Annotated in this window: 19 protein-coding genes and 1 rRNA gene; 17 read left to right on the forward strand and 3 right to left on the reverse strand. The window is 55.7% G+C overall.

The genetic code is table 11. The annotated features are described in order from the left end of the window. Positions 1-153 precede the first annotated feature (153 nt). The 12 genes from H6815_09670 to H6815_09725 all read left to right on the forward strand — a co-directional run bounded on the left by H6815_09670 (position 154) and on the right by H6815_09725 (position 14,863). Positions 154-1,971, forward strand: coding sequence for an ATP-binding protein (locus tag H6815_09670; protein ID MCB9860705.1), 1,818 nt, complete (start codon positions 154-156; stop codon positions 1,969-1,971). A 95-nt stretch (positions 1,972-2,066) separates the two neighbouring features. Then, positions 2,067-3,284, forward strand: coding sequence for a DegT/DnrJ/EryC1/StrS family aminotransferase (locus tag H6815_09675; protein MCB9860706.1), 1,218 nt, complete (start codon positions 2,067-2,069; stop codon positions 3,282-3,284). Positions 3,285-3,393: 109 nt separating this feature from the next. Further along, entirely contained in the window at positions 3,394-3,663 is a 270-nt protein-coding gene (locus tag H6815_09680; GenBank protein ID MCB9860707.1) for a 50S ribosomal protein L28, read from the forward strand. Positions 3,664-3,804: 141 nt separating this feature from the next. After that, positions 3,805-4,419, forward strand: coding sequence for a UvrB/UvrC motif-containing protein (locus H6815_09685; protein ID MCB9860708.1), 615 nt, complete (start codon positions 3,805-3,807; stop codon positions 4,417-4,419). A 31-nt stretch (positions 4,420-4,450) separates the two neighbouring features. Next, a complete protein-coding gene (locus H6815_09690) occupies positions 4,451-5,650 on the forward strand; it encodes a protein arginine kinase (GenBank protein MCB9860709.1) in 1,200 nt (399 codons plus the stop codon). Further along, positions 5,647-6,447 (forward strand): ComF family protein, encoded by an 801-nt coding sequence (locus H6815_09695; protein ID MCB9860710.1) that lies wholly within the window; start codon positions 5,647-5,649, stop codon positions 6,445-6,447. The genes H6815_09690 and H6815_09695 overlap by 4 nt, the downstream gene beginning before the upstream one ends. A gap of 552 nt (positions 6,448-6,999) precedes the next feature. Further along, positions 7,000-8,484 (forward strand): 16S ribosomal RNA (locus H6815_09700). A 399-nt stretch (positions 8,485-8,883) separates the two neighbouring features. Continuing rightward, positions 8,884-10,794, forward strand: a complete 1,911-nt coding sequence (locus H6815_09705) for a methyl-accepting chemotaxis protein (GenBank protein MCB9860711.1) — start codon at positions 8,884-8,886, stop codon at positions 10,792-10,794. Then, a complete protein-coding gene (locus tag H6815_09710; protein ID MCB9860712.1) occupies positions 10,791-11,786 on the forward strand; it encodes a tyrosine recombinase in 996 nt (331 codons plus the stop codon). Before H6815_09705 ends, H6815_09710 begins: the two co-directional genes overlap by 4 nt. A 126-nt stretch (positions 11,787-11,912) precedes the next feature. Next, entirely contained in the window at positions 11,913-12,470 is a 558-nt protein-coding gene (locus tag H6815_09715) for a hypothetical protein (protein MCB9860713.1), read from the forward strand. 167 nt (positions 12,471-12,637) lie between these two features. Then, the gene (locus H6815_09720; GenBank protein ID MCB9860714.1) at positions 12,638-13,738 is read left to right on the forward strand and encodes a DUF1570 domain-containing protein; all 1,101 of its coding nucleotides are present in this window, start codon (positions 12,638-12,640) and stop codon (positions 13,736-13,738) included. 105 nt (positions 13,739-13,843) lie between these two features. Next, complete coding sequence (locus tag H6815_09725) at positions 13,844-14,863, forward strand: hypothetical protein (GenBank protein ID MCB9860715.1); 1,020 nt, start codon at positions 13,844-13,846, stop codon at positions 14,861-14,863. A gap of 1 nt (position 14,864) precedes the next feature. Here the strand turns inward: H6815_09725 and H6815_09730 are convergent, their stop codons facing one another. Further along, positions 14,865-15,656: an RluA family pseudouridine synthase gene (locus H6815_09730; GenBank protein MCB9860716.1), complete on the reverse strand. Its 792-nt coding sequence runs from the start codon at positions 15,654-15,656 to the stop codon at positions 14,865-14,867. Between the two features lie 103 nt (positions 15,657-15,759). Between H6815_09730 and H6815_09735 the strand changes: the two genes are divergently transcribed. Then, the gene (locus H6815_09735) at positions 15,760-16,800 is read left to right on the forward strand and encodes a DnaJ domain-containing protein (GenBank protein ID MCB9860717.1); all 1,041 of its coding nucleotides are present in this window, start codon (positions 15,760-15,762) and stop codon (positions 16,798-16,800) included. Positions 16,801-16,907: 107 nt separating this feature from the next. Then, positions 16,908-18,392: an undecaprenyl-phosphate glucose phosphotransferase gene (locus H6815_09740; GenBank protein ID MCB9860718.1), complete on the forward strand. Its 1,485-nt coding sequence runs from the start codon at positions 16,908-16,910 to the stop codon at positions 18,390-18,392. Positions 18,393-18,407: 15 nt separating this feature from the next. Here the strand turns inward: H6815_09740 and H6815_09745 are convergent, their stop codons facing one another. Further along, a complete protein-coding gene (locus H6815_09745) occupies positions 18,408-18,866 on the reverse strand; it encodes a type II secretion system protein GspG (protein ID MCB9860719.1) in 459 nt (152 codons plus the stop codon). A 129-nt stretch (positions 18,867-18,995) separates the two neighbouring features. Between H6815_09745 and mnmG the strand changes: the two genes are divergently transcribed. Both mnmG and H6815_09755 read left to right on the forward strand, forming a co-directional pair. Continuing rightward, the gene (gene mnmG, locus H6815_09750; GenBank protein MCB9860720.1) at positions 18,996-20,969 is read left to right on the forward strand and encodes a tRNA uridine-5-carboxymethylaminomethyl(34) synthesis enzyme MnmG; all 1,974 of its coding nucleotides are present in this window, start codon (positions 18,996-18,998) and stop codon (positions 20,967-20,969) included. Positions 20,970-21,256: 287 nt separating this feature from the next. After that, a complete protein-coding gene (locus H6815_09755) occupies positions 21,257-22,576 on the forward strand; it encodes a hypothetical protein (protein MCB9860721.1) in 1,320 nt (439 codons plus the stop codon). Between the two features lie 14 nt (positions 22,577-22,590). Here the strand turns inward: H6815_09755 and H6815_09760 are convergent, their stop codons facing one another. Next, entirely contained in the window at positions 22,591-23,727 is a 1,137-nt protein-coding gene (locus tag H6815_09760) for a citrate synthase (GenBank protein ID MCB9860722.1), read from the reverse strand. 233 nt (positions 23,728-23,960) lie between these two features. On the opposite strand from H6815_09760, the gene H6815_09765 reads away from it, so the two are divergent. Then, positions 23,961-25,118, forward strand: a complete 1,158-nt coding sequence (locus tag H6815_09765; protein MCB9860723.1) for a rhomboid family intramembrane serine protease — start codon at positions 23,961-23,963, stop codon at positions 25,116-25,118. Positions 25,119-25,142: the final 24 nt, after the last annotated feature.

The following is a 25,142-nucleotide window of genomic DNA, read 5'->3' on the forward strand; positions in this document are numbered from 1 at the left end:
CACGTCAACCGATCGCAAACGTCAAGGCGTAAACACCGATTGGTGTGTCGGCCTCAAAGGGCCTTCAGCCTCACGCTGTTGGTTTGCGCTATCGGTGTCACGAAGGTGCGTTGAAGTCTGTCCGCAACTTCTGCACAGCGATAGGGGTACCGAGTGACCAAAGCCAAAGCGATCCGATCATCGACCAACACACCGACACAATCCCATGGACCAGAGGAGTTTCTCGCGCCGCCACATATCAGCGGGCGTGACGAAACACGTGCAGTGCAGGTTGATCGTGATCTTTCGCAGATTCCGGGTCGTAGCGCTGTGTCACTGCACGGCACGGTAACAGTCGATCGCGCGGACGCAGTCCGAGTTGTTCCAACTGTCGATCCAAACGAGCGAGTGCGCCTTGAGTTCGGGCATGAGGACTTTGATCGCTACTTCCGTGGTCAGGCGCGCATGATCCGCGAAGATGAAGAGAACAACACCGGGCCGCTGATCATTCTCGTTTCGTCCCGGTTTGTTGCTGACATTCTTCGCAAGCGGTATGGCGACGTTCTTGGGCGCATCTGCCGCGAATATTCTCCGGTTGACATGCCCGCGCTTGATCCCGGCGTTAGTCAGGACATGCAGCTTGCTCGCGAGTTGCAGTTCAAGGTTGACAGCTCACGGTTTGGGCCGTCGTCACCGTTCGCACATGACACGTCATTTGAGGACAAGTATGCAGCGTCACAACGTGGTGGAGCCACCCGGTCAGTACGGGCTCAGAAACGTCCAGCAATTACTGGCCGCTTCACGCTGGACCGGTTTGTCACGGGCAACTCCAATCTGGTTGCATACCAGGCGATATGCAACCTGATCGACGCGGCTGTGGCTGAACCTGGCACCGTGAGTGTCGGCGGAGAGGTTGTGTTTATTCATGGTCCGTGCGGCGTCGGCAAGACGCACCTGCTTCAGGCTGCGGTAGGACGAGTCCGTGAGCTTCAGCCTGATGCAAGGGTTGCGTACACAACCGCTGAGGAGTTTACAAACGGGTATCTCACCGCGCTGCGTGGTGGATCCGCAAAGCTGGATATCTTCCGGGCACGCTATCGAAAGCTCGATCTGCTTTGCATCGATGATGTCCACTTCCTTGCAGGGAAGAAGGGGACGCAGAAGGAGTTGCTGCACACACTCGAATCGATCGATCTGTCGGGCTCGCGTCTTGCGGTTGCTTCAGATCATCATCCTGACGAGCTTGCGCAGTTCTCAACTCCCGTTATGTCTCGCATGCGTGCCGGTGCCGTTGTCGGCGTTGATCTGCCGGATGAATCGATGCGTATCGACCTCATCCGTCATCTTGCGCATCGTCGCGGGATCAGTATCGATATGGATGCAGCGCGTATTCTTGCAGCGAGTGCACATGCGATTGGATCTTCTGCACGCGAACTCGATGGTCTGGTTTCTCAGGCAGAAGTGCGGGCACGTATCAGTGGTGGGGCGAAGAACGAACTCTCTATTGGCAACGTCACCATCAGCGCGGAGATTGCGCGTCTCGTGCTTGCCACGTGTGGCACCGGTGGAAGTCAGTACAGCTCACAGGTTGTGACAGGATCGATCGAGGGTATCGATGGTGGTCGTCGTCGCAGGCCTGTGCGCTTTGCAGAGATCCTTGATGCTGTGTGTACAGCGCTCGATGTCGAGATCCGCGACGTGCATGGTCGCGGACGCCATCCTCGCGTTGTGCTCGCCCGCGCTGTTGTCACTCGTCTCGCCCGTAGACTGACTCCTATGAGCTATCCCGAGATCGCTCGCGGGCTTGCCAGAACGAATCACTCCACGTTTATTACCGCTGACAAGCGTCTCGGCCAGCAGATCGAGCAAGGCTTGCGCCTTGGGCAGGTCCAGATTACCGGTGAGCCGGGCCTCGTCGAGATGGAACTCTCAACCTTCGAGGACGTTCTCGCCGATCGGATTCTCCGGGGTGTCGGGGTAAGCACCATGTGATTTTTGGGTACAGTGCGGTGTTGGCATACCTGAGACACACCTCTGCGTCAGACACCGCGTGCTGACTCGATCGTGTTCGTCAGCCGGAGGCCGCAATGTCAATCAATGAAATTCCGCTCAGCCGACCCGATATCACCAAGCGCGAGATCGATCTGGTCACGCGCACGATGATGACGGGTCGGTTGTCTATTGGTCCAATGCAGGAACGGTTCGAGCAACAGATTGCTGAACAATCGGGGCGGAACTTCGGTGTTGCTGTGTCATCAGGCACCGCTGGGTTGCATCTTGTCCTGCGGGCACTTGAGATTGGCCCTGGCGACGAGGTAGTGACGACGCCGTTTTCCTTTGTCGCATCATCCAATGCCATCCTGTATGTTGGTGCGACACCGGTATTTGTCGATGTTGAGCCGAACTCACTCAACATGGACCCTGAAAAGGTTGAAGCTGCAATCACACCGCGCACCAGAGCGATACTTGCGGTCGAAACATTCGGTAACGCTGCACACATGGACAAGTACGCGGCAATTGCAGCTCGGCACGAGATCCCGCTGATTGAGGACTGTTGTGAAGCGCTCGGAAGTTCATGCAGAGGAAGACCTGCAGGATCGTTCGGCCGTGCCGGTGTCTTTGCCTTCTACCCAAACAAGCAGATTACTACTGGCGAGGGTGGAGTGATTGTGACCGATGACGAACGGCTTGCTGAGGTGTGCCGCTCAATGCGAAGCCATGGCAGGCCATGTGAGTTTGACTCCGCTCATGCTCCAACTCCAGAACGATCGGTTCGAGATCCTGTATCTTCAGGTCCATCACCATCCACGGGATCGTGGCTGACGCATGTCAGGCTCGGATTCAACTACCGCATGAGCGAGATTCAGGCTGCCATTGGAGTTGGGCAGATGGAGCGCTTTCAGGAAATTCTCCAGAAGCGAGAATCAGTTGCTGGGATGTATATGAGTCGGCTCATGGGCGTGCCGGAACTCACACTACCGGATGTCATGCCTGGGACAGAAGTCTCGTGGTTTGTATTTGTGGTGCGTTTGCAGACAGAGTACTCATGCGACGATCGTGATCGGATCATTACAGAACTTCGTGAGCATGATGTTGGTGCCGCTCCGTACTTCCCGTGCATTCATTTGCTTCCGTTTTATCGGGAAATGTTTGGTTTCGAGCCGGGCATGTTTCCAATTGCAGAGTCGGTATCTCAGCGGACAATTGCACTCCCATTCCATAGCCAGTTAACCGAGCGGGACGTTGACATTGTCTGTCAGACACTCGAGTTGATGATCAGCCGGCAGCGTCTTGCCCGTTCTTGAGCCCGGGTTTTATGTCTGCTTGTCAGTTCGTGCTCTGTGCCCTAGTATCCCGGCCTATCTCATTGAGATGGTGCTTCTTTGGGCTCAGGTTTCGATCGGGAGCGTTGACATGGGTTACGTGTGCGAGTTTACAGGCAAAAAGACCAGCTTTGGTCGCAAGCGTGCGTGGCGCGGTGCTGCCATCACCAAGGGTGGATTCGGACTCAAGGCTTCCGGCATTGCTCGGAAGCGCTTCCGCCCGAACATCCAGAAGGTTACCGCACTGATTGATGGCAAACCCACACGAGTCCGCGCCTCCACAAAGGCCATCAAGTCCGGCCTCGTGGTCAAGCCGTTGAAGCGCAAGTATGGGTACACCGCGCAGCAGAAAGCATCATAACATACCGCAAACGTGCGAAGTCAGTCACACACGTCTCGAAATGAGGCGTGTTTTTCGTGGTATTTGCCTGTAAAATGTGCTGCGGAACGAGTTGCACGTGTAGACTGACGATGACACACGAGCACCAAGGAGAGCTGGCCGATGCAGGATCGAACATGCGATCGTTGTGGACGTCCTGCTGTGGTGCATGAGACCGTAATTAAGCAGAACGAGCATCACGAGTTGCATCTCTGCGAGCATTGTGCGCGTGACGAGGGGTATGAGATCAACCCCACGCACACGGTGCTCCCGATTCTGAAGCACGTTATTGCAGCTCAGGTGCAGTTGGGGCCTCCCCGCGATGTCGCGGATAATCCCGCTGGAAAAGCATGCACACACTGCGGCAGAACCTTTGCTGAGTTTCGCAGGTCGGGGCTCTTGGGGTGCGCTAACTGCTATACCCAGTTTGCGTCGAAGCTGACATCGATTCTGGCGAGAGAGCACGAGGGAGCGACACATCACGTTGGCAAGGTGCCAACTCGTATTGCGTGTTCAATCTCACAACCGACCGACGCGGGTGATGAAGCTGGTCAGAATGACGAAACGGACACGCACGGCCGCATTCAGGCACAGCTTGTAGAGCAGGCACGCGCCGACCGTATTGCACTTCTGACAAACCAGTTGAAGAGCGCCGTCAGAAATGAGCAGTACGAGCGTGCTGCTGCATTGAGGGACGAACTCACATCGCTTGGTGTCACGATGAATCCCGGCGAGTGACACGGCAACAGTTGAGTGAACGAGTAAATCCATGACAGGTCCCCATGAACAGCACAACGGCGACAATGAGCCAGGCTCTGCGGATGCGGTGCAGGTTGAATGGCTGAAGGGCGAGGGAACCGACGCGGATGTCGTAGTTTCGTCGCGCGTGCGCCTTGCTCGCAATCTTGCAGGGATGCCGTTCGTGAATGTTGCCAGTCTGGATGAGCGTGCGAACGTGCTTGAAACATGCAAGCAGCGCATCATGTCCTCAGATCCTGATCGGTCAATTCTGCAGCGGATTGTGTGGGTGGATCTTCATACGGTGGATGAGATAGATCGTCAGTTGCTTGTCGAGCGGCATCTTGCATCGCAGCAGCACGCGAATGGTTCTCGCACACGTGGCAAGCCGGACCTTCGTACACCCCGCGCTGTTGCAGTGGGGTTGCCGGATGAGCGTGTCTCCATTATGGTCAACGAGGAGGATCATCTGCGGATGCAGGTGATCCGCTCAGGGCTTGCGTTTGATGAGGCGTTCTCTGAGGTTTCCCGCATTGACGATCTTCTTGAACAGGATTTGGAGTTCGCCTTTTCCCAGCGATTCGGCTATCTGACAGCCTGCCCGACCAATGTTGGCACGGGCGCAAGATTCAGTGCGATGCTGCACCTTCCCGCACTCACGATCGCGGGTGAAATAGACAAGGTGAAGCGAGCAGTGACGGACATGTCGCTCGCGCTGCGCGGGTTCTTCGGCGAGGGCTCCGAAGCAATCGGTGATTTCTATCAGATATCCAATCAGACAACCCTCGGTATGAGCGAGCAGAAGTTGATGAATGAACTCGCAAAACAAATTCTGCCGCAGGTGATCAGGTACGAGCGTGCTGCAAGAGCAAAGTTGCTCAGGGGGGGCACAATACGTGTTGCAGATCAGGCGCATCGAGCGCTCGGCATTGCAAAGCACGCACGGCTGCTCACAACAGAAGAAGCAATGAAACTGCTCTCCCGTATTCGCATGGGAGTTGTCATGGGATTGATAGACAATCTGCCCATGCAGGCGGTCCATCGCCTGATGCTCCAGATCCATCCTGCACATCTGCAGCGTATGGTTGGGAAATCGATTAATCAGGATGAGCGTCAGGACGCGCGCGCTTCCCTTGCCCGGGCTCGCCTGCATGATGCAGTCGCCGTGGATCCTGACATACTGCAACCCGGCAGTGATGGGCCGCCATCAAACGACTCAGGGTCAGCGTGAAAACGCAACAGAAAACACCGCGCCATTCGGCGGAAGTCAAGCGGATCATTTCGTGCGTTCGTGTGATCGAGTCGACGTGGCTGGGGTATGCTGCTGCCCCGCTGGGCATGCGCATGGAGAATGCAGGATGGCATCCTGATGAACCGGATGCATGGTGTCCGACATGCGGAAGAAATGTTGGGCCACACGAGGTGGTTCTGGATCAGGATGATGAGCAGGGATTGCTGGGGCGGGCATCGTGCTCATTCTGCCGAACGAATCCGGTACCGTGGGATGGATGTGTGCGGCTTGGCCAGTACAAGGACGAACTTCGCGAAGTGATCCATGACATGAAGTTCACCCGCTGGCATGCGCTCGCTCGAAGACTGGGCCGGATGCTCGGTGAGACACTTGCAGATCGATTGAATGCAGAAGGCATCCCGACAGATCATGCCTTGCTGGTACCGATCCCGACGACATTTTCCAAACGGATGGCCCGTGGAATTGATCACACGATGCAACTGACCCATGGGGTATCAGCGCAGACAGGCGTCCAGATCTGCCGTCTGTTGCAGCGTGATCACAGACCTTCGCAGGTTGGACTGAGTCGAACAAAGCGAGCCATCAACGTGAAGGGATCCATGAAGGCCCGAACTTCGATCCCATCGGGTTGCCGAGCGTTGGTTGTGGTGGATGACGTTATGACGACAGGGGCAACCTGTTCCGAGGCGGTTCGGGCACTCCGGGCGGCAATGAGGATGCAGGATCTGCGATTCCCAGTCCTTGTTGCTGTCGCAGGCGTTGCGGATGACATCTAGGAAGTGATCGTGTCGCCTCGGTTGCTTGTCTGCAAAGCCGAACAAAGCCGTGTTTTTGACAAAAAAACATGCGAAATCCAGCGAAACGAGTGAAGTCGGGAAATTGAGAGCAGCAATGCTTGACGGCGGTCGAGTTTCGACTACTATCACCCCCGCCACGTTTTGAAGCCAAGACGTGGCGTATCAGTGTCTCTATGCAGTCTTCACTGTGTATCGGCACGCCCCTCTTTGACAAGTGAACAGCTGGGTAACCCCGCGAGAGTGTGGGATACGTCAACCGGTGCACATGCCGGCGTCGAATGACTCATGGCGAGACGTATCTTAGATAGAGTCGGTCGAAGGTCCTCACAGCCCTTCGGCAATCACATCGATCACTCTCGTGTGCTTTGAGTGATATGAAAACAGCGGCCGATGGGAAAGCCACTCATCGGCACCGACCTGATTTCAGGTCGGGTCTGAGCGACCTTTGTATGTTGAGAAACGTGCAAAGATCACCAATCAGATTCTGGAAACCAGTTATCTCTGCAGCTTGCTGTGGAGTACAACGAACTTTCTTGAAGAGTTTGATTCTGGCTCAGTCTGAACGCTGGCGGCATGGCTAATGCATGCAAGTCGAGCGAACCTTCGGGTTAGCGGCGAACGGGTTAGGAATACAATCGAATGTGCCCTGAGGTGGGGGATAGCTGCGGGAAACTGCAAGTAATACCCCATGTGCTCTACGGAGGAAAGGTTTACCGCCTTGGGATCGGCGATTGTCCTATCAGGTAGTTGGTAAGGTCACGGCTTACCAAGCCTAAGACGGGTAGCGGATGTGAGAGCATGATCCGCAACATCGGGACTGAGACACTGCCCGGACTCCTACGGGAGGCTGCAGCGACGAATCTTCCGCAATGGGCGAAAGCCTGACGGAGCAATGCCGCGTGTGGGATGAAGCAGCTCTGCTGTGTAAACCACTGTCAGATCTTAGGAACACTGACCAAGATCAAAGGAAGGGCCGGCTAAACTCGTGCCAGCAGCCGCGGTAATACGAGTGGCCCAAGCGTTAGACGGAATTACTGGGCTTAAAGAGTTCGTAGGCGGACTCGCAGGCGTCTTGTGAAATCCCACAGCTCAACTGTGGAACTGCAGGGCGAACCGCGGGTCTTGAGGCAAGTAGGGGCAGATAGAACTGTGGGTGGAGCGGTGAAATGCATAGATATCCACAGGAACGCCAATGGCGAAGGCAGTCTGCTGGGCTTGTTCTGACGCTGAGGAACGAAAGCGTGGGGATCAAACAGGATTAGATACCCTGGTAGTCCACGCCGTAAACAATGCGCACTAGGTCGTGGCGGTACTGAAGCCGTCGCGACCGTAGCAAAAGCGTTAAGTGCGCCGCCTGGGGAGTACGGTCGCAAGGCTAAAACTCAAAGAAATTGACGGGGGCTCACACAAGCGGTGGAGCATGTTGCTTAATTCGAGGCAACGCGAAGAACCTTACCTGGGCTTGACATGTACGGATTAACTCTTGGAAACTTGAGCCACGCCTTCGGGTGGAACGTACACAGGTGCTGCATGGCTGTCGTCAGCTCGTGCTGTGAAGTGTCGGGTTAAGTCCCTTAACGAGCGCAACCCCTATTGCTAGTTACTCACGGGTAAAGCCGAGGACTCTAGCGAGACTGCCGGTGTTAAACCGGAGGAAGGTGGGGATGACGTCAAGTCCTCATGGCCCTTACGTCCAGGGCTGCAAACGTGCTACAATGGCGTGTACAAAGCGATGCAAGGCCGCAAGGCGGAGCAAATCGCAAAAAGCACGCCCCAGTTCGGATTGTCGGCTGCAATTCGCCGGCATGAAGTCGGAATCGCTAGTAATCGGAGATCAGCTACGCTCCGGTGAATACGTTCCTGAGCCTTGTACACACCGCCCGTCACGTCATGGAAGTTGGTAGCGCCCGAAGTCGCCACATTTCAGTGGTGCCCACGGCGAGGCCGATGACTGGGACGAAGTCGTAACAAGGTAGCCGTAGGAGAACCTGCGGCTGGATCACCTCCTTTCTAAGGGATTTCCTTAGACCAACTGATCTGTTTGCTTTTTATGGCATTCCCACACTCAAACCGAGTGAAACTGCCGCGAACAGATATTGTCTGTTTCAAGATCGAAACAACGATGTAGAGCGATCTACCTTTGGTGTTCAGCACAATCTCGCCCATCAATACCCAACTTTGGGTGGATGGATAGACATGCGGCAATGCATGTCGAAGTGGTATTACCCCAGCTGTTTCATTTTTAACCCGGTGGAAACACCGGGTTTTTTATTTCACTGTGCTTTTTATTCAGACTATGCCGATGCTGCATAGTTAGGTACACTCCATCGCAGGACGCGACCCGCTGAGTCCTTCTTCTGTTCAGCGTTTCAGGCACGGACGCATTCCCATGCTGCTCTGCTGAAGGGATGTCCCGTGGAAGATCGCTCTCACTTTTCATGGTTTGCGAAGGGAATGCCACTCACCCTTGCTGGGGTGGTCCTGACAGCTGCGCTTGTTGGATTGTGCGCATGGCTGTGGGGGCACGGCGCTGCTTCGCGCGAGGTTGCTAAGGCAAACAGCGCGTGGCAGGCGCAGCTTGCAACCGTGCAACGGTGCCGTGAGACAAGTGCTGTTGCGCGTGCATCGCTGGAGAAACCTTCGGCTCGGGCTTTCGATCGTGTGACTGAGACGTTTGATTTGCTCGATGGCAGTGTGCTTCTCTCAACACATCCGCGACTTGAGTCATACTCAACGATTGGCGAGACAGAACACATGCGCCTTGTGCGTCTGCTCGGTACGTGGCGTGAGAGCTTCTCGCGTCTTGAGTCGCTCTACAAAGAGCGCGGGCTTGATGGCGATGCGGGTGCTGTTGCAACACTGCTGGCAGCGGGAGATGCGCTCCAGGTTGACATTGATGGTCTTGAGAACGCGTTGTACTCACGCAGGATCCACGAAGCGAGGATGCATGCACGTGGGTACGTTGCGGATGGTTCGCAGACGCATATCGACTTTATCAGCGACACAATCGAACACATGAAATCAGATATCGCGGCGATGGACCTGTTTACAGTCACTGCTGAGCGTGTTACAAAGCGATGCGATGTGTTTGCCGATGCAGCATCCCAGTTGTCAAGAATTGATGCATCAATCAAAGCATATCGGGCAGAGTTTGAATCTGCGGAAGAGCAGGCGTTTACAGCGGCAACTGGCGCTGGCATTCGATCGGAACGATCTGAAGAACCGCTGCAGGCGCGTGCAACATTTCTTGGTGTGCCGGACTCGGTCAGTGCTGTTCTGAGCGGGCTTGCTGCGGTTGTGGTTGCGGTGCTCTGCCTTGTCCATCTAGTGCGTACCGGAGAGCGAAGCATCCTGGCGGTGGATACGCAGCTTGATGATGTGATTGATGCGCGCGACCTTTCACGTGAGATCCTGCTTCGTCCCGACAATCCTGCGTACGGACTGAGCTCGTCCATCAACTCGCTATTGCGCGACATGCGATCTGTCATCAGCACCGCTCGTGAATCGTCATCGAGTGTCGGCGACTTGTCTGGCAAGGCGCTTGCGATGGGAGAGTCATGCAGAATGGATGCTCACAAGAGAGACGAAGAACTTGCGAGGCTTGAGGAGGATGTTGAACGCTTGATGGAATCGGCTGGGATGACAACGCGTCAGGCGGCTGCGATTGCATCTGCAGCTTCAGAAGCCCATTATCAGTCGGAGCGTCTGAATGATTGCATGAAACATTCAGTCAGTACATCCTCTGCATGTGTTGCTACTGTCCGATCGTCGCGTGATGCGATCGAGACACTCACCGAGCATGGCTCTGAGCTTGATCGGATGAGCGAGACTGTTGCAACACTTGCAGATCAGACAAAGGTGCTCGCGCTAAATGTTGCGATCGAAGCTGCACGAGCAGGCGAAGTGGGGCGTGGTTTTGTTGTGATTGCCGAAGAAGTTCGGTCCCTAGCAGAACGAATCACCAACGCAATAGAGCGTGTTGGTACTGTGGGGCGGACAATAGGAAACACTGGAAAAGCAGCGCAGTATGAGCTAGATGAAGCTGCTGCGAAACTGGAGCAACTGGCGATGCATCAGCACGCAAGTGCGGAGTCGCATGCCAAATCCGTGCAGTTGCTCGATCATCTCACAACGGTTGTGCTGGGGCTTGATGCGACTTCACGTGATCAGCAACAGTTGTGCGAGCGCGCGACAGATCGGATCGAGCAGACCCTTGCATCCGGACGGGTCGTCTCGCAGCGGCTGCGCGATCAGGCCGTAGGGCTTGAGTATCTTCAGGAGCAGGCCGAGGAGATGATGGATCTGCTGACGAGTGTGCGTGCGTGATCGATTCGCCTGATGTCGTCGCTAACGATCTTCCGCTTCCGCATGATCTTTCGGATGCGAAAGCTGATTTTCTGGTATTCTGCCGTGTGGAGTGCGGGTTGTCGCCAGCAACCATCGCAGCATATTCGCATGATCTCAGGTTGTATCTTGAGGACATCGCGCACGAACAGCAACTCAGGTGTTGCTCTGATATCGAAGTACCACATGTGGCTGCGCATCTGCAACGATTGAGTCGCGAGAGAAACTACGCGCGCGCGTCGCTGGTTCGGCACTTTGCGACGATTCGTGTGTTCACGCGCTGGTTAACCGCAACACGCCGTATCGATAGGAATGTTGCGGCACTGCTCGACAGACCGGCGCGATCCAGACCATTGCCCGGAACATTGTCATACTCGGAGATTCGCAAGCTGCTTGCATCACCATCTCCTCCGGGTGACGAGAACGCGATGTACAGGAAGTATCAGACGTTATGGCTGCGCGATCGGGCGCTGCTTGAGTTAATGTACGCATGTGGTTTGCGTGCGTCGGAGGTGATCGGCATCAAGCTGATGGATGTCAGCGAGACGCTGATGATGGTGCGTGTACGAGGCAAGGGAAATAAGGAACGCGTCGTTCCGATCGGCAAGCCAGCATTTGAAGCGATGAAAACCTATGAGAAACAGTGCCGGTCAAAGCTGATTCAGATGGACGTGAAGGACACGGGATATGTTATTTTGTCGCGGTCTGGCAAGCAACTGACGCGTCAGGATGTATGGAAGATTGTCGCTGCCCATGCCAGGCGTGCAGGGCTTCGCCATGTCCATCCGCACGAGCTTCGGCACTCGTTTGCAACGCATCTGCTTGCAGGGGGGGCTGACCTTCGCATCGTGCAGGAACTTCTCGGACATGCGAATCTCGGGACAACACAGATCTACACCCATGTCGACAGGTCCGAGTTGCACGCGGTGCATCGATCGTTCCATCCTCGCGAGCAGCGATCTCCGTTGCAATAACCCCGTACAACCAACAGAACCGTTATAAACCCTGCAACCAGACTCTTGCAAAGCAGTTTGGTTTGCAGGAATATGCATCGAATTCGATGCTCTTTGCAGCAGGGAACGATGCAAGGAGGAATGACGATGCGTCGCTTGACAACATTTTTCGCAACCGCATCCATCGCACTTGGTGCTCTGCCGGTGCTCGCAGAAGACACCGGTGCCGGGAGCACTTCTGTTGAGAGTCAGCTCTCGGCGCAGCAGGCGCTTGACAACACCGCAATGTATCTGGTGCAGGTGTGGGGGCCTGACCAGACAAACGGGTTTTACGTTGATCTTCTCAGAGTCACCCCAAACCAGCCCGGTTCGTTCGATGATCTCCGGGTTTCTGTTATTGCAACGTACGAAACAACGCAGGAACATCTGCAATCAACCTTTGACACGGCGCTGGATGACGCACGGACAAGCACAGTCGAGCTCTCGCTGAGTGACTGGCTTGATCCATCGCAGCCAGTCAATCATGTGAGCGAAGTGATGATCAACGGTGTGCTCGGCAACGGTGTCCTGACCGCCCGGCGCACAAACCTACCGTTCGTGATGCAGTTGTACTCCATTGCTGTTCCGGCTCCGGGACCCGTTGCGATGCTTGCTGTCGGATCGCTTGTCTGTCTGCGCCGGAATCGAAACCGCTCCTGCTGCTGATTTTTCGGACGTGTATGGATTGAGCCGCACAGAGACGTGCTTTCACGCTCCATTCTGACGGTGAAGCGTGGATTTTCTGCATTCAGGCCCCGATAGTCCTGCATATGGCTCGTTTTACACGGTATGCACTGGCAGTCTGTGCGATGCTTTTCGCAGCAGTAGTTGCAATGCACCCGGAATTTTACACTCCCGCGCATGCGAGCGCGGCGGCGGTAGACCAGACGATTGTTCCTCAGACGACGTATGCCCCGCGTCAGAGTTCCGGTACGCGAGAGCGAACCCGTGAGTTGGTAGAAGTATCGCCTATACCACGTACCGATGAAGAACTGATACAGCGCATCACAAAGATGCTGCCCGGGCCTGGCGAGCGGCCGATGCGAGTGTTTCGTTCCGATTCATTTGTGGTTGTTTCAGAGTGTGACGATGTCTGGACTCGCGAGCGGCTGTGGTTGTTTGATCGCACGTACCACCAGTTTCGTGCGTTTGCACGGAAGCTTGATGTTCCTCTGAGCGCACCAGCAGAACCGCTCGTCTGCGTGCTTGTGACAGATGAAGACAGATACACAGCGTTCACGCGAGCAAGTGGCGACAAAGTCGCATCGTGGGCTTCCGGGTACTACGCAACAAAGTCCAACTGGGTGGTGATGTACGACGAGCGAACGTCGAATGACGTGAAAGAGGCGCTGCGGGAGATTGATCAGCACGAGGCATCAACGCAGCAGAAGATCAATCAAGCGCGACGATCCGGGAGACTGGATGAAGCAAAGGCTCGCCAGGCACTCCAGCATATTGATGATGAGCGCAAACGCATCAAGCAACTCGCTGAAGACAATGCGGTGAAGAAGGCGATCCATGAGTGTGTTCATCTTCTCGCATTCAACACGGGACTCCAGCCGAAGGATCGCACTCCCCCGGTCTGGCTAAGCGAGGGGCTCGCAACCTCCTTTGAAACCATCCAGCCACGAAGTGCTTTCGGACCCGGACTTGGGCAGAAAACAATCGCGCAGAAGCGATCATCAGTTCCCATGGGCAAAGCTGTCACGCTGACCGACCCCAATCACATACCAACAGCGGATGTCGATGCGTTCTACACGATGAGTGCCGATCTCTTTGAACAACTCTACCGCACGCGCCGTCCGCAGATGCGTGCGTACTTCCTCGATATTGCCTCGCTCCCTCCCGGCACTTCATCTGAGGTGGCATTGAGGACACTCTTTGAAAAGCACTTCGGGTCCGTTGACGTGCTTGCACGCCAGTTGGGCTGGTGAAATCGGTTCTGGTCCGGTCTCCAGCGGCTCGATCATTGCTCCTAGACTTGCCGATATTGAAATAGTCCCAACCCTGGGGAAATGTGTCTTTCCAAGGAGACAGGCATGCGGATTGGCGTGAAGATGTGTGGCGTGATGTGCACTTGTACCCTACTGGCAGCGCCAGTGTTTGGGCAGGAGTCGGGGCAACCTGAGACAACAACTGCCAACCCGGATCAACAGTCGAGCGGGTTTGGCAACATCTCGTACACCTTCAAGCCGTACTTTGCCTACCAGACCTCCGCTGGTGCAGCAGACGCAACAGGAAGTGTGACAACGTCTCGTGGGGGGGCCGATCTCATCGGTTCGTTTCAGGCAAACGATCGGACGTTTGTCACGATGCTGCTGAGTGGCGAGTATGTCAGCTACAACTTTGAGGAAGATGCAGGGCTCCCATCCGGCCAGAACCCGCCATTGAGTGCAGCACAGGAAGTCAGCGCTGCACTTCTGATCAATCGAGTGATTGATGATGAATGGATGCTGACCGCAGGGGGCTTTGTCAACGCTGCATGGGAAAATGGCGCAGACTTTGGTGATGCCGTGACCGGTGGCGGGATGATGGGATTGCAGTACCGGTTCAATCGGAACCTCAGCCTCGGTGCTGGCCTGCTTGTTGCCACGCAGCTTGAGGGGAACCTTCGTGTGCTCCCTGTACCCTTGATCGAGGCACATTATGACTTTGATTCACAATGGTCATTCTCAGCAAGCACAGTTGAGGGTGCTGCATTGACCTTTGCGCCAGCAGATCAGGATGTGTGGCGTGCGAAGCTCGGAATCGGGTGGGACTATACAGAGTATCGACTTGACGATGGTGACCCTCGCACGATTGTGGTTGGCGGAGGCATCGGCCCCGGAATGCCAACCACAGTACAGGGCAGCGCTCCTGATGGTGTGCTTTCTGAGCTGCGAGTGCCGTTATCGCTCATGCTGGAGTGGGACATGGCACCAGGCTGGACAGCCGAAGCTGGTGTCGCACTCAACCTTGTGCACGAGTTTGATGTGGAAGATCTGAACGGCGAGCATCTTGCAAATCAAAACTTTGGATTGGCTCCCGAGTTTCGGATCGGTGTAAGCGGACGGTTCTAACTCAACATGGATCATCTGCCGCCGTATCTTGTTGCGCTGAAGATGCAGCCGATCCATCCAGATCGGGACGCTGGAGTCCGAGCCGGTTGAGCAGTTTGACAAGATCGCGAGGAAACCGCGATCGCACATCCATCGGTTCCTGTGTCACTGGATGCGTGAACACAAGCCTGTGTGCGTGGAGCGCTACACGAGGGGCAGTTGCTGCAACAGGCTTTGGCGCGTAGAACGTGTCGCCAAGGATTGGACACTTGATGCTGCTCATGTGCACTCTGATCTGATGCAATCTGCCCGTGATCGGGCGTGCTTCAATCATGGATACGTCGCTTGCACTGGTGAGAACGCGAAAAGCGGTTGCTGCTGGTTGTCCTTGGCTTGAGATAACCGCTGTGAGCTTTGAACCCCTTTGTTGTCCGCCCTGTTCAAGAATCGGACGGTTGATGATGCCAGTGGGGGTATTGGGTACGCCTCTGCACACAGCCCAGTAATATTTGGCGATCTTGCGGTCTTCAAACTGGGCTCGTAAACCGTCGTATGCGTCCTTTGACAAGGCGACGACAAGTAACCCAGATGTTTCACGATCGAGCCTGTGCAGTAACCCAAAGTCCCGTGTTTTTCCGAGTTGCTGGAGTTGATGCGGGAAGTGATGAAACAACCCGTTGAGAATCGTGTCCCGATCGTGTCCAAGGCCGGGATCTGTGACCCGGCGGGTGGGTTTTTCGATAACAACAACGTTTTCATCCTGATACCGGATGCCAAAGGTGATGTGCTCGTTTGGTTCGATCGAGAGATGCATATCAGGCGGATCCGTTCGGCTTTCAGGTGCTTGCCGTCGAGTATAGAGACGGAAAGTTCGTGTTTGCTGAAAACCGGCACTACGGCGATTACGATCTCAACCAATGGCAACCGATGACCTTTATGCAGTGCTTGGCGTGACCCGGTCCGCTTCGAAGGATGAGATTCGCAAGGCGTATCGCACACTTGCTCGAAAGTACCATCCTGATCTGAACAAGGAGCCGGATGCCGAGGAAAAGTTCAAAAAGATCCAGGCGGCGTATGAGGTGCTCTCCGATGATCAGGCGCGTGAGCGATATGACCGAGGTGGGATTGATGCGCTCAAGGGCGGTCGTCGAGCACAGTCGGCTGATGGCAGCGTCCACTTTACCTGGTCAACGTCGGGTGGTGGGAGGCCTGGCGCAGGATTCGAGGGTTTCTTCTCAGATGATGATGATCTCGGCTCGATTTTGAACTCTATCTTTGGAGGTCGAAGAGCTGCGAAGGCGGGTCGTGGACAGCAGACCAGTCGCAATCGCTGGTCTGGTCGACAGGCACCACCTCAGCCTGCGCCTGCACAGGAGCCGCATGATCTCAAGGTGCCGTTCATGGCTGTTGCGCAAGGCGGCAAAGAGTCCATTGTGCTCACGGGCACGAGGCATGATGGATCCATGTGGCGAAAGACACTCCGTGTTCGTATCCCGGCGGGCATTGCGGAAGGCCAGACGCTTCGGATCCGAGATGAGGATGCTGGTGAGGTGCATATTCGTATCCACAGTGCATCACACCCTTTGTTCCGACGCGATGCTGAACATGGGAACCCGTTGGATATTGTGCTTGATTTGCCTTTGACTATCGCTGAGGCCGTATTCGGGGCAAAGGTGTCCGTACCGACCCTTGAAGGCATGGTGGACCTGACTGTGCCTCCAAGTACGCAATCAGGCATGCGCCTCCGGCTGAGAGGTCGAGGGATTCAAAGTCCTGATGGGAAAACGGGTGACATGTACGTGCTGGTGAGGCTGGTAGCTCCTGACCGATCTATCATGTCAGCAGCAGATGCTGAGACCCTTCGGCGTGTTTGTGAACAGTCACCCCCACCCCGGACTGGTTCGGCTTGGAGCGGTGCTGATGCCCGGTCAGATGCGGAGCATGAAGCGAAGAGCTGATGCTGACCCGAGTCCGGTGTACCCGTTCGTATTTGAACTCTGCGCGGTTTATGTGCTGACAGGAGGAGCGCACCATCCTCAAGCAACGCCACCAACTCTTTGTTTCGATGCTTGTTGCGATTGATGCATGCGCGATTGCGTTGATTGCGATACTCGCATGGGTGGCCCGTTCGAATGCTGTAGAGGGGTACCTGCCGCGTTGGCCTCACGACTGGGAGAGTTACATTCGCGGGCCTTTAGTGGTCTTTGTCGTTCCCATTGTGCTTGCGTGCATGTACGGCGCCGGACTCTACAGACCGCAGCGTGACAGATCACTGCTCTCGGAAGCTGTCAACATCACAAAGGCTGTCGTTGTTGCGATGTGCGGCGTTATTGTGATTCTGTGGGCGCTTGGCAATGACGTGATTGCAAACGGCGGCCCTCTTGGACAGGATCTTGCCGGGAACGTGACACGAGAGACAACAAACTCTGTTTTTCTGGGCAAGTACGAACTCGATGGTGGTCGTTTCCAGCTTTTCCTGCTTGCGGTTTTGTTGCTGGTGGGGCTTCTCCTGCATCGAACACTGTTGCGGTTTCTTCTCAGAGCAATGCGAAGATCAGGGCGGAACCTGCGCCATGTAGCGGTCATCGGGACAGGACGGGTTGGGCAGATTGTCAGCGAAACGATTGCACAGAACTCATGGACGGGTCTGCGCGTCGCGTACTACGTCAGCCATATTGAAGATACTGAACGTACCGAATGCCGCGGCAAGCCGATCCGCGGGTCAATTGTGGATCTTGATATAACGCTCAAGCACCACCCTGTTGATGCTGTATATCTTGCATTGCCCAACAGGGCTGCGGCGCACATGCCGATGATTCTGTCGAAGCTGGAGCGGTACGCGGTTGATGTGCGCATCGTGCCGGATGTGAATCCACGGTACCTTCCGCAGTCAATGGCGATGCACGAACTCGATGGAATGCCGGTATTAAGCTATCGCGAATCACCCATGGCTGGTGTCGGTGGGGCGGTGAAGCGTGCGATGGATATTGTGGGATCGTGCGTGTGCCTGATTCTGTTCTCGCCATTGATGCTCGCGATTGCGATTGCGGTCAAGCTGACAAGCCCAGGCAAGATCATCTACAAGCAGCGCCGTGTGAGCCTTGGCGGCGAAACATTCAAGATTTACAAGTTCCGAACGATGGTGTGCACGGGGGATAGCGTTACAAATGAGCCCGACGGTCCCAAGTGGACAGAAGACAACGATCCACGGATCACGCGAATCGGACGCATCCTCCGTCAGACGAGTCTTGACGAGCTCCCGCAGTTGCTCAACGTGCTCAAGGGCCAGATGTCACTGGTTGGTCCGAGACCCGAGCGACCAGAGTTGATCGATCGATTCCGCGATACATGGCGTGGGTACATGATCCGTCAGCACGTCAAAGCTGGTATGACGGGATGGGCGCAGGTCAACGGAATGCGTGGAAACACCAGCTTAAAGAAACGCCTGCAGTATGACTTGTTCTATATCCGCAACTGGTCGCCCTTGTTCGATGTTCGTATTCTTCTGCTGACTGTGGTGCGCGGGTTTGTGCATCCGAATGCGAAGTGATCAGAGCTCTTTTCTTTACAGATGCTCCTCGCGTTCGATATCCTGGCTCTTTCCGACACCGCCTGGTGCGTTGTCCATACCGAGTGAGATGAGTTTAAACGAACGATCGCCCGTGCGCTGGTAGACGATCTCGTTGCCATAGGTGTCCATGATTGCTTCACGACTGGTCAGATAAGGACCCGACCACATCCCACGGATGCGCTCGGACTGATCAATCGCGTCTTCTGAGAACAGTACGTTGAGACCTTCGGCATTGGTCGGCAGGCGTTCGCAGTTGAGTTCGAACATGCGGATCGCGTCGGCGATCGACTTCATATCCATCGCATTTGCGATGTTGCGACCTGACTGGCGGGAGTCGATGACAGCATCTGTGGGATCGAGCGATTCGTCACAGCCGGTCAATGCGACCAGCCCCAGTGATGTTCCCAGCACGAGCGTTGTGATCGAGAAAGCGATGCGGTGTGGTACTGACATGGCGGGCCTCCGTTTGTGCAAATGCGATGCATCATTATTGGCAGACAAGTTCAACGGCAAAAAACCGCGATTTCAATGCACGAATGACCTTCTACTTGTGGATTTTTATGAAGAATCTATGATTCGCTGATGCAGACGTACCGGGTCATTGTGGTAGGTGGCGGTCACGCAGGAGCAGAAGCCGCGTGGGCTGCTGCAAATCTGCTTGCCGGCAGGCTTGGCGAGCGCGAGGCGGCACACTCTGTGGCGATGGTCACACTTGATCCCAGCAAGATCGGTGTGATGTCGTGTAATCCTGCGATCGGCGGACTCGCTAAGGGGCAGATCGTGCGCGAGGTCGATGCGCTTGGCGGGCTCATGGGGCTCGCTGCTGATATCTCAGGGATCCAGTTCAAGGTGCTCAACGCGTCGAAGGGGCTTGCGGTGCGCGGGCCACGTGCGCAATGCGACCGCCATGCCTACGCGGAAGCCGTGCAGCATCTCATCGCATCACGACCCGAGATCGACGTGATCGCTGGGAGCGTCGAGACACTCCTGACAGAAGACACAACCAGTGATGTGCCACATCGGATTGTCGGCGTGGAGATCGCGGGTGCTGATGGCGTACATCGAACATTGCGCGCAGATGCTGTGGTCCTGACGACCGGCACGTTTATGCGCGGACTCATGCACACCGGCGAGACGCGAACGCCGGGAGGCCGGTTTGGTGAAAAGGCGGCAACCGGTATCTCAAGAGAACTCGAACGGCTCGGGTTTGAACTCGGTAGACTGAAGACAGGCACGCCGCCGAGACTGCTGCGATCGTCGATCGACTGGGAATCACTTGTTGCGCAACCCGGCGATGTCGAGCCCAAGCCGTTCAGCGATCTGACGCGCGTCGGAAGTGAATGCAGCTGGTCTGTTGGCGATCTTGCGATGCGATCGTTTCCATTCCTGCAGCAGGTTGAGTGCCGGCAGACGCGGACGAGTGCAGCTGCGCACGACACGATCCGGGCAAACCTGCATCGTGCGCCGATGTTCTCCGGGCAGATCGAGTCGGTTGGACCGAGATACTGCCCCAGCATTGAGGACAAGGTAGTGCGATTTGCCGATCGCGAATCGCACGGCGTGTTCCTTGAGCCGGAGTCATTACGCGACGAGATCGTGTACTGCAACGGGATCGCGACGAGCACGCCAGCCGACGTGCAGGACGCGATCGTGCGCGGGATGCCCGGATGCGAGAAGGCTGAGATCTACCGATACGGGTACGCGGTGGAGTACGACATGGTGCGCCCGCACCAGATCGACACAACCGGCATGACGCGATCAGTTGCTGGGTTCTTTCTTGCCGGGCAGATCAACGGCACAAGTGGATATGAAGAAGCTGCTGCGCAGGGTCTGGTCGCAGGTGTCAACGCGGCGCTGTGGTCGCTGCACGATGAATCGCAGCAGATATGGGAGGATGTGCGGTTCACGCTCGGTCGCGACGAGGCGTACATCGGTGTGCTGATGGATGATCTCGTGACGCGTACGCCGACGGAGCCGTACCGCATGTTTACGAGCCGCGCGGAGCATCGCCTGCTGCTGCGCTCGGACAACAGCGCCGATCGCCTGACCCCAAGAGCGGATGCGCTTGGGCTGCTCTTGGGGACACAACTCGGTGCGCAGCGGCTTAGATCGTTTACCCAACGACAGCACAATCTTGCGCAAGTTCGCAAGCTGATGGCGAGCATCAGGATTGGGGAGGTTCACCTTGAGCGTTTGCTGCGCCAGCCGGAGCACGCATCAATCGAGACATTACGTGCGCATCTGACAGAATCCTTTGATACGAGCATTCTCGACACGATCCTTGCGGAAGCAACATACTCCAGCTATATCGTGCGCCAGCATGCAGAGATCAAGCGTCAGCACGAGATGGAAACGCGTCGTATACCATCGAATCTGAACTTTGCAGAGATGCGGGCACTGCGAAATGAGACACGCCAGGCACTCGAGCGTTTCAAGCCACAAACCTACGGGCAGGCATCGCGTCTTGAGGGCATGACTCCGGCGGATCTGTCGCTATTGATGGTGCTGGTGAAGAAAGCAGGAACAGAATCTGATGATTCACCAGTCTGTTCGTAGTTTGATTGATATTCTTTGTCCTTCAACATGCGTGACATTCACGCAACACTGCTATTAGAGATATTTGCGTCGACTCTGAAGTTCGTGTGTATCGTTTTGGGATCAATCCATCTTTGTGGATTTGTTCCGGGAGGTGATGCGTGCGAGTTGCTTCATTGCGTTTTCATATAGTGTTTCTCCTCCTGTTTTCTTCGTGTGTTCCTGTTCGTGCTCAGCAGGAATCAGGTGAAACTGCTGGAATCGAAACAGGGGTGACACTTGGTGGGCAGATAGTAAATGAGAGCGGCATGCCTGTGGAAGGTGCGCACGTCACACTGTGGAAAGCTGGGCCGCGCACCGGCTACTCGCAGTACTGCCCGGGGTGCTATCGCGATTGTGGCAGGACCGTGCAGACCGGTCCGAACGGTGTGTTCACGTTTCACGACATTGAGGATGGGCTGCTGTTCTCTGTGATGGTCTCCGCTGACGGGTATGTTCCAATGGAAACAAAGCGGTTTGATCCGCTTGAGTTTGCCGGGCAGGTGAAGGTAACAAAGCGCGGGCTGCTCCCCGCAGATCCGTTCGTTGTTCTGAAGGGGCGTGTGGTCGATGAGGCGGGCCGTCCGGTCGCTGGTGCTGAGATATCACCCCGGATGTTCTTCTGGAAAGAGCCAGACGGAAGAACAACCGGGAGCAGCAGCAGTGGAGGCGAGGACATCGCTTACACACGCGAGGACGGTACGTTTCTGATGGTGCTCGGCAGGCGATGCAAGGCAGCAAGTTTCATTATTACCGCGCCGACGCTTGCGCCGCTGTATGTAAAGAACGCAGCAGTTGGGGAGATCGAGGATGACTATGTGCTTCGGATGGGTGTCACGATTCGCGGGCGTGTTGTGGATGAGTCAGGAACTCCGATTCCCGGTGTGCAGTTGGTGCTTGCACAGCAGAGCCGGATGATTGACACGTTTATCGGGAAGTTCGAGTATGCAGCGGACAATCGTGGCAGATTCGAGATACCAAATATCCCCGCGTTTCCGACGGATGAGCGCAACCATGTTGCTCGTCGGCAGACAATCAATACGCAAGGCGAGGTTGTGCCGGTTATCGAAAAGAATCCCACAAGTGAACGATACTGGCTGGTTGCACACACTGATTCACTGGATGGACGAGGTTACACCCCGCGCTTCGAGGTTTTTCTCGATAACGAAGATACTGATGTTGAGCTTGGGGACCTTGTGCCAACCAAAGGTGTCTCCATCGAAGGTCGTGTTGTGCTTTCAGATGGCAATCCGATTCCCGAGGGAATGACAATCTTTGCCACCAGACCGGACAACTGGGATTCGCAAATTTATCAACTACCACCGGATGGAACATTCCGCTTTGACCATTTGCCTCCAAACGAGGAACTTCATATTTCACCGAGTGTGAAGGGGTATCGAGTCAGTCGGAGCCACCCCTCGGTTGAGCAAAATGGGTTTGCAATTAAAGGGAAGCTTGAAAGCAGTATGACAGGATTTGTTCTGTTGCTTGAACCGGGCAAGCCGGAGCGTCTCGATTATCAGGCTCTGACACAAGAACAACTCGCAGCGTTCAACACACTGCGAGTCTTTGAATCGTACAAGCCGTAAGTGTCTGTCGATGGTTACCGCTGGCTCATCGGGATATACGGTGCGTCGTGCGGGCCAACGTACTGCGTTGTCGGGCGGTACAGGCGGTTACCGTCGAGCTGTTCGAGCACGTGCCCTGCCCAGCCAGCGATGCGCGAGAGCGCGAACATCGGCGTGAACAGATCAAGCTTGAGCCCGATGCAGTGGTACGTTGTCGCGCTGTAGAAATCGACGTTGGGGTAGATGCCCTTGGCGCCGAGTTCGCGTTCCATGACGCGCTCGATGGTGCTGCTCTTGGCGTAGAGATCCTGATTACCGGTGTCCTCAGCAAGCTGCTTGGCGAGACCCTGCAGGTCCTTCGCGCGAGGGTCCTTCGTCTTGTAGACGCGGTGCCCGAATCCCATGATCTTGTCCTTGTTGGCGATGCGTTCCATGATGAACGATTCGGCATCGTCAACGGTCGGGATGAGGTTGAGCATCTTCATGACACCCTCATTGGCACCGCCGTGCAATGGGCCGCGGAGCGAGCCGATCGCAGCACTCATTGCGGAGTACACATCCGACAGGGTCGAGATGACGACACGTGCGGTGAACGTGGAGTTATTCAGGCCGTGATCTGCGTGCAGGATCATGCACTTGTCGAACGCGCTGATCATCGCGTCGGTCGGCTCAGCACCGTTGAGCATCCACAGGAAGTTGTACGCGAACGAGACACCCTGCTTCGGAGCGACAAAGTCGAGCCCGCGGCGATGGCGGTCGAAGTACGCGACGATGGTGGGAGCCTGAGCCAGAATGCGGACGCTCTTCTCGCGGGCAGCATCAAGGTCGTTCTCGTTGGGTGACGGGTCGTACATCGCGAGCATGGAAACCATGGTGCGGAGCACGTGCATGGGCTCTGCGGTCTTGGGGGTTGCCTTGATCGCGTCGACAATGCCCTGCGGGATTTCTGCGAGGGAGTTAATTTTGCTGGAAATCGCGTCGAGCTCGGCCTGGTTCGGCAACCGTTTGTTCCAGAGCAGGAAGACGGTCTCCTCGAAGGTGCTGTTGGATGAGAGCTCGCCGATGGGGATGCCGACGTACTCGAGGATACCAGCCTGGCCGTCGATGTATGACATCTCGGTTTCTGCGGCGACCACGCCTTCAAGACCCTTGGGGAACGTTGCTGTCGTCATTGAAAATCCTCTGTATTCGTCGTTTCCGGGGGATTATCGCCGTCCGGGACCACCACACCCAGCAGGAAAACCGGCTGGCTCGCGGATTCAGGTTGCGTGCCGAGAAAGGGATCGTGCAAATCGAATCATGCCATGAGATCAATCCCTTGCACAGACTATAGAGCGCAGTTTTGGCGTGGTCATTCTCTTTCCAAATCCCCTCGCCGGGTGTCGGCTGGCTGGTAGGATTGGCTGTGTTCCTTCCACTGAAGTCAGATCGTCCCCTCCGCCGCCCCACGCAGGTTGTGTACGCGCTTATCGCGATCAATCTGGTGATTCACGTCTGTATGGAACTGCTCGGTACCCGTGACGCGGATCGGGTCGAGGCGATCTATCAATGGGGACAACTCGATGTGACCGGGAAAGCGTGGTACACATTTGTCACGTCCGCGTTTCTTCACGTTGGCTGGTGGCATGTCATTGGGAACATGATCTTTCTACTCGCGTTCGGACCGAACGTTGAGGATCGGTTCGGGCGCATCGGCTTCAGTGCGTTTTACTTCGCGGGCGCGATCGCATCAGGCATCGGTCACGCAATCGCGAGCGATGCACCTGCAGTGGGCGCTTCCGGCGCGGTTGCTGCAGTGACAGGCGCGTTCCTTGTGCTGTTTCCACTGACACGCATGCACGTTATCTTCATTATCTATATGATGCAGGTGCCGGCATGGTGGCTTGTGCTATTCTCCATTGCACGGGATTTTCTTGCACTCGATTACAACGATAATGTTGCAAACGCTGCGCACATCGTGGGTTATCTCTTTGGGATAGGAGTGTCCTTCCTCCTTCTCGCGACAAGGATACTTCAGCGTGAGCCGTATGATCTTCTGACAGTGTTCAAGCAGGCAAAGAAACGGCGTGAGATTCGCGAGGCAATGACGAACCCGCGGTTTTCTCCCCAAGGGGCATACCGATCAGAAAAGGAAATCAAGCGGGATCATGATAACACAAGCGCGAAGGAGAAGGCACTCTCTGAGGAACGCTCCAGAGTGGCTGCGCTGATTGCCGAGGGAAACATGGATGACGCGGTGGTTGCATACAAGCGTCTTGTGAGTGATCATCCGAAGTCGCCGTCGGCCTCGACGCTTAGCAGGCAGCACCAGTACGATCTTGCAAACCACATGTTTGTGTCTGGGGATTATGTAACAGCGGCTGTTGCATACGATCGGTTTATCGATCGGTTTTCGACGGATCGTGAAGCGCCGGCTGCGATGCATCTGCTCGCTCGATTGTACATGAACCACCTCGGAAAGCGAGATGAAGCGCGGGGACTGCTCGAAAAGCTTGTGACACAACTGCATTCAGGCCCCGAACGAGAGGCAGTACAAGCCGATCTTGATCTGCTGACGAAATAACACGCACATTCGGATTTCACCCTC

Source organism: Phycisphaeraceae bacterium (assembly GCA_020639155.1).
In the GTDB taxonomy this organism is placed as follows: domain Bacteria; phylum Planctomycetota; class Phycisphaerae; order Phycisphaerales; family UBA1924; genus JACKHF01.

Bases quoted from the DNA above. Each gene is read 5' to 3' on its own strand.
- H6815_09675 (MCB9860706.1), top strand. From the start codon at position 2,067: ATGTCAATCAATGAAATTCCGCTCAGCCGACCCGATATCACCAAGCGC.
- H6815_09680 (MCB9860707.1), top strand. From the start codon at position 3,394: ATGGGTTACGTGTGCGAGTTTACAGGCAAAAAGACCAGCTTTGGTCGC.
- H6815_09685 (MCB9860708.1), top strand. From the start codon at position 3,805: ATGCAGGATCGAACATGCGATCGTTGTGGACGTCCTGCTGTGGTGCAT.
- H6815_09690 (MCB9860709.1), top strand. From the start codon at position 4,451: ATGACAGGTCCCCATGAACAGCACAACGGCGACAATGAGCCAGGCTCT.
- H6815_09715 (MCB9860713.1), top strand. From the start codon at position 11,913: ATGCGTCGCTTGACAACATTTTTCGCAACCGCATCCATCGCACTTGGT.
- H6815_09720 (MCB9860714.1), top strand. From the start codon at position 12,638: ATGCACCCGGAATTTTACACTCCCGCGCATGCGAGCGCGGCGGCGGTA.
- H6815_09725 (MCB9860715.1), top strand. From the start codon at position 13,844: ATGCGGATTGGCGTGAAGATGTGTGGCGTGATGTGCACTTGTACCCTA.
- H6815_09730 (MCB9860716.1), bottom strand. From the start codon at position 15,656: ATGCATCTCTCGATCGAACCAAACGAGCACATCACCTTTGGCATCCGG.
- H6815_09735 (MCB9860717.1), top strand. From the start codon at position 15,760: ATGGCAACCGATGACCTTTATGCAGTGCTTGGCGTGACCCGGTCCGCT.
- H6815_09740 (MCB9860718.1), top strand. From the start codon at position 16,908: ATGCTTGTTGCGATTGATGCATGCGCGATTGCGTTGATTGCGATACTC.
- H6815_09745 (MCB9860719.1), bottom strand. From the start codon at position 18,866: ATGTCAGTACCACACCGCATCGCTTTCTCGATCACAACGCTCGTGCTG.
- mnmG (MCB9860720.1), top strand. From the start codon at position 18,996: ATGCAGACGTACCGGGTCATTGTGGTAGGTGGCGGTCACGCAGGAGCA.
- H6815_09755 (MCB9860721.1), top strand. From the start codon at position 21,257: ATGCCTGTGGAAGGTGCGCACGTCACACTGTGGAAAGCTGGGCCGCGC.
- H6815_09760 (MCB9860722.1), bottom strand. From the start codon at position 23,727: ATGACGACAGCAACGTTCCCCAAGGGTCTTGAAGGCGTGGTCGCCGCA.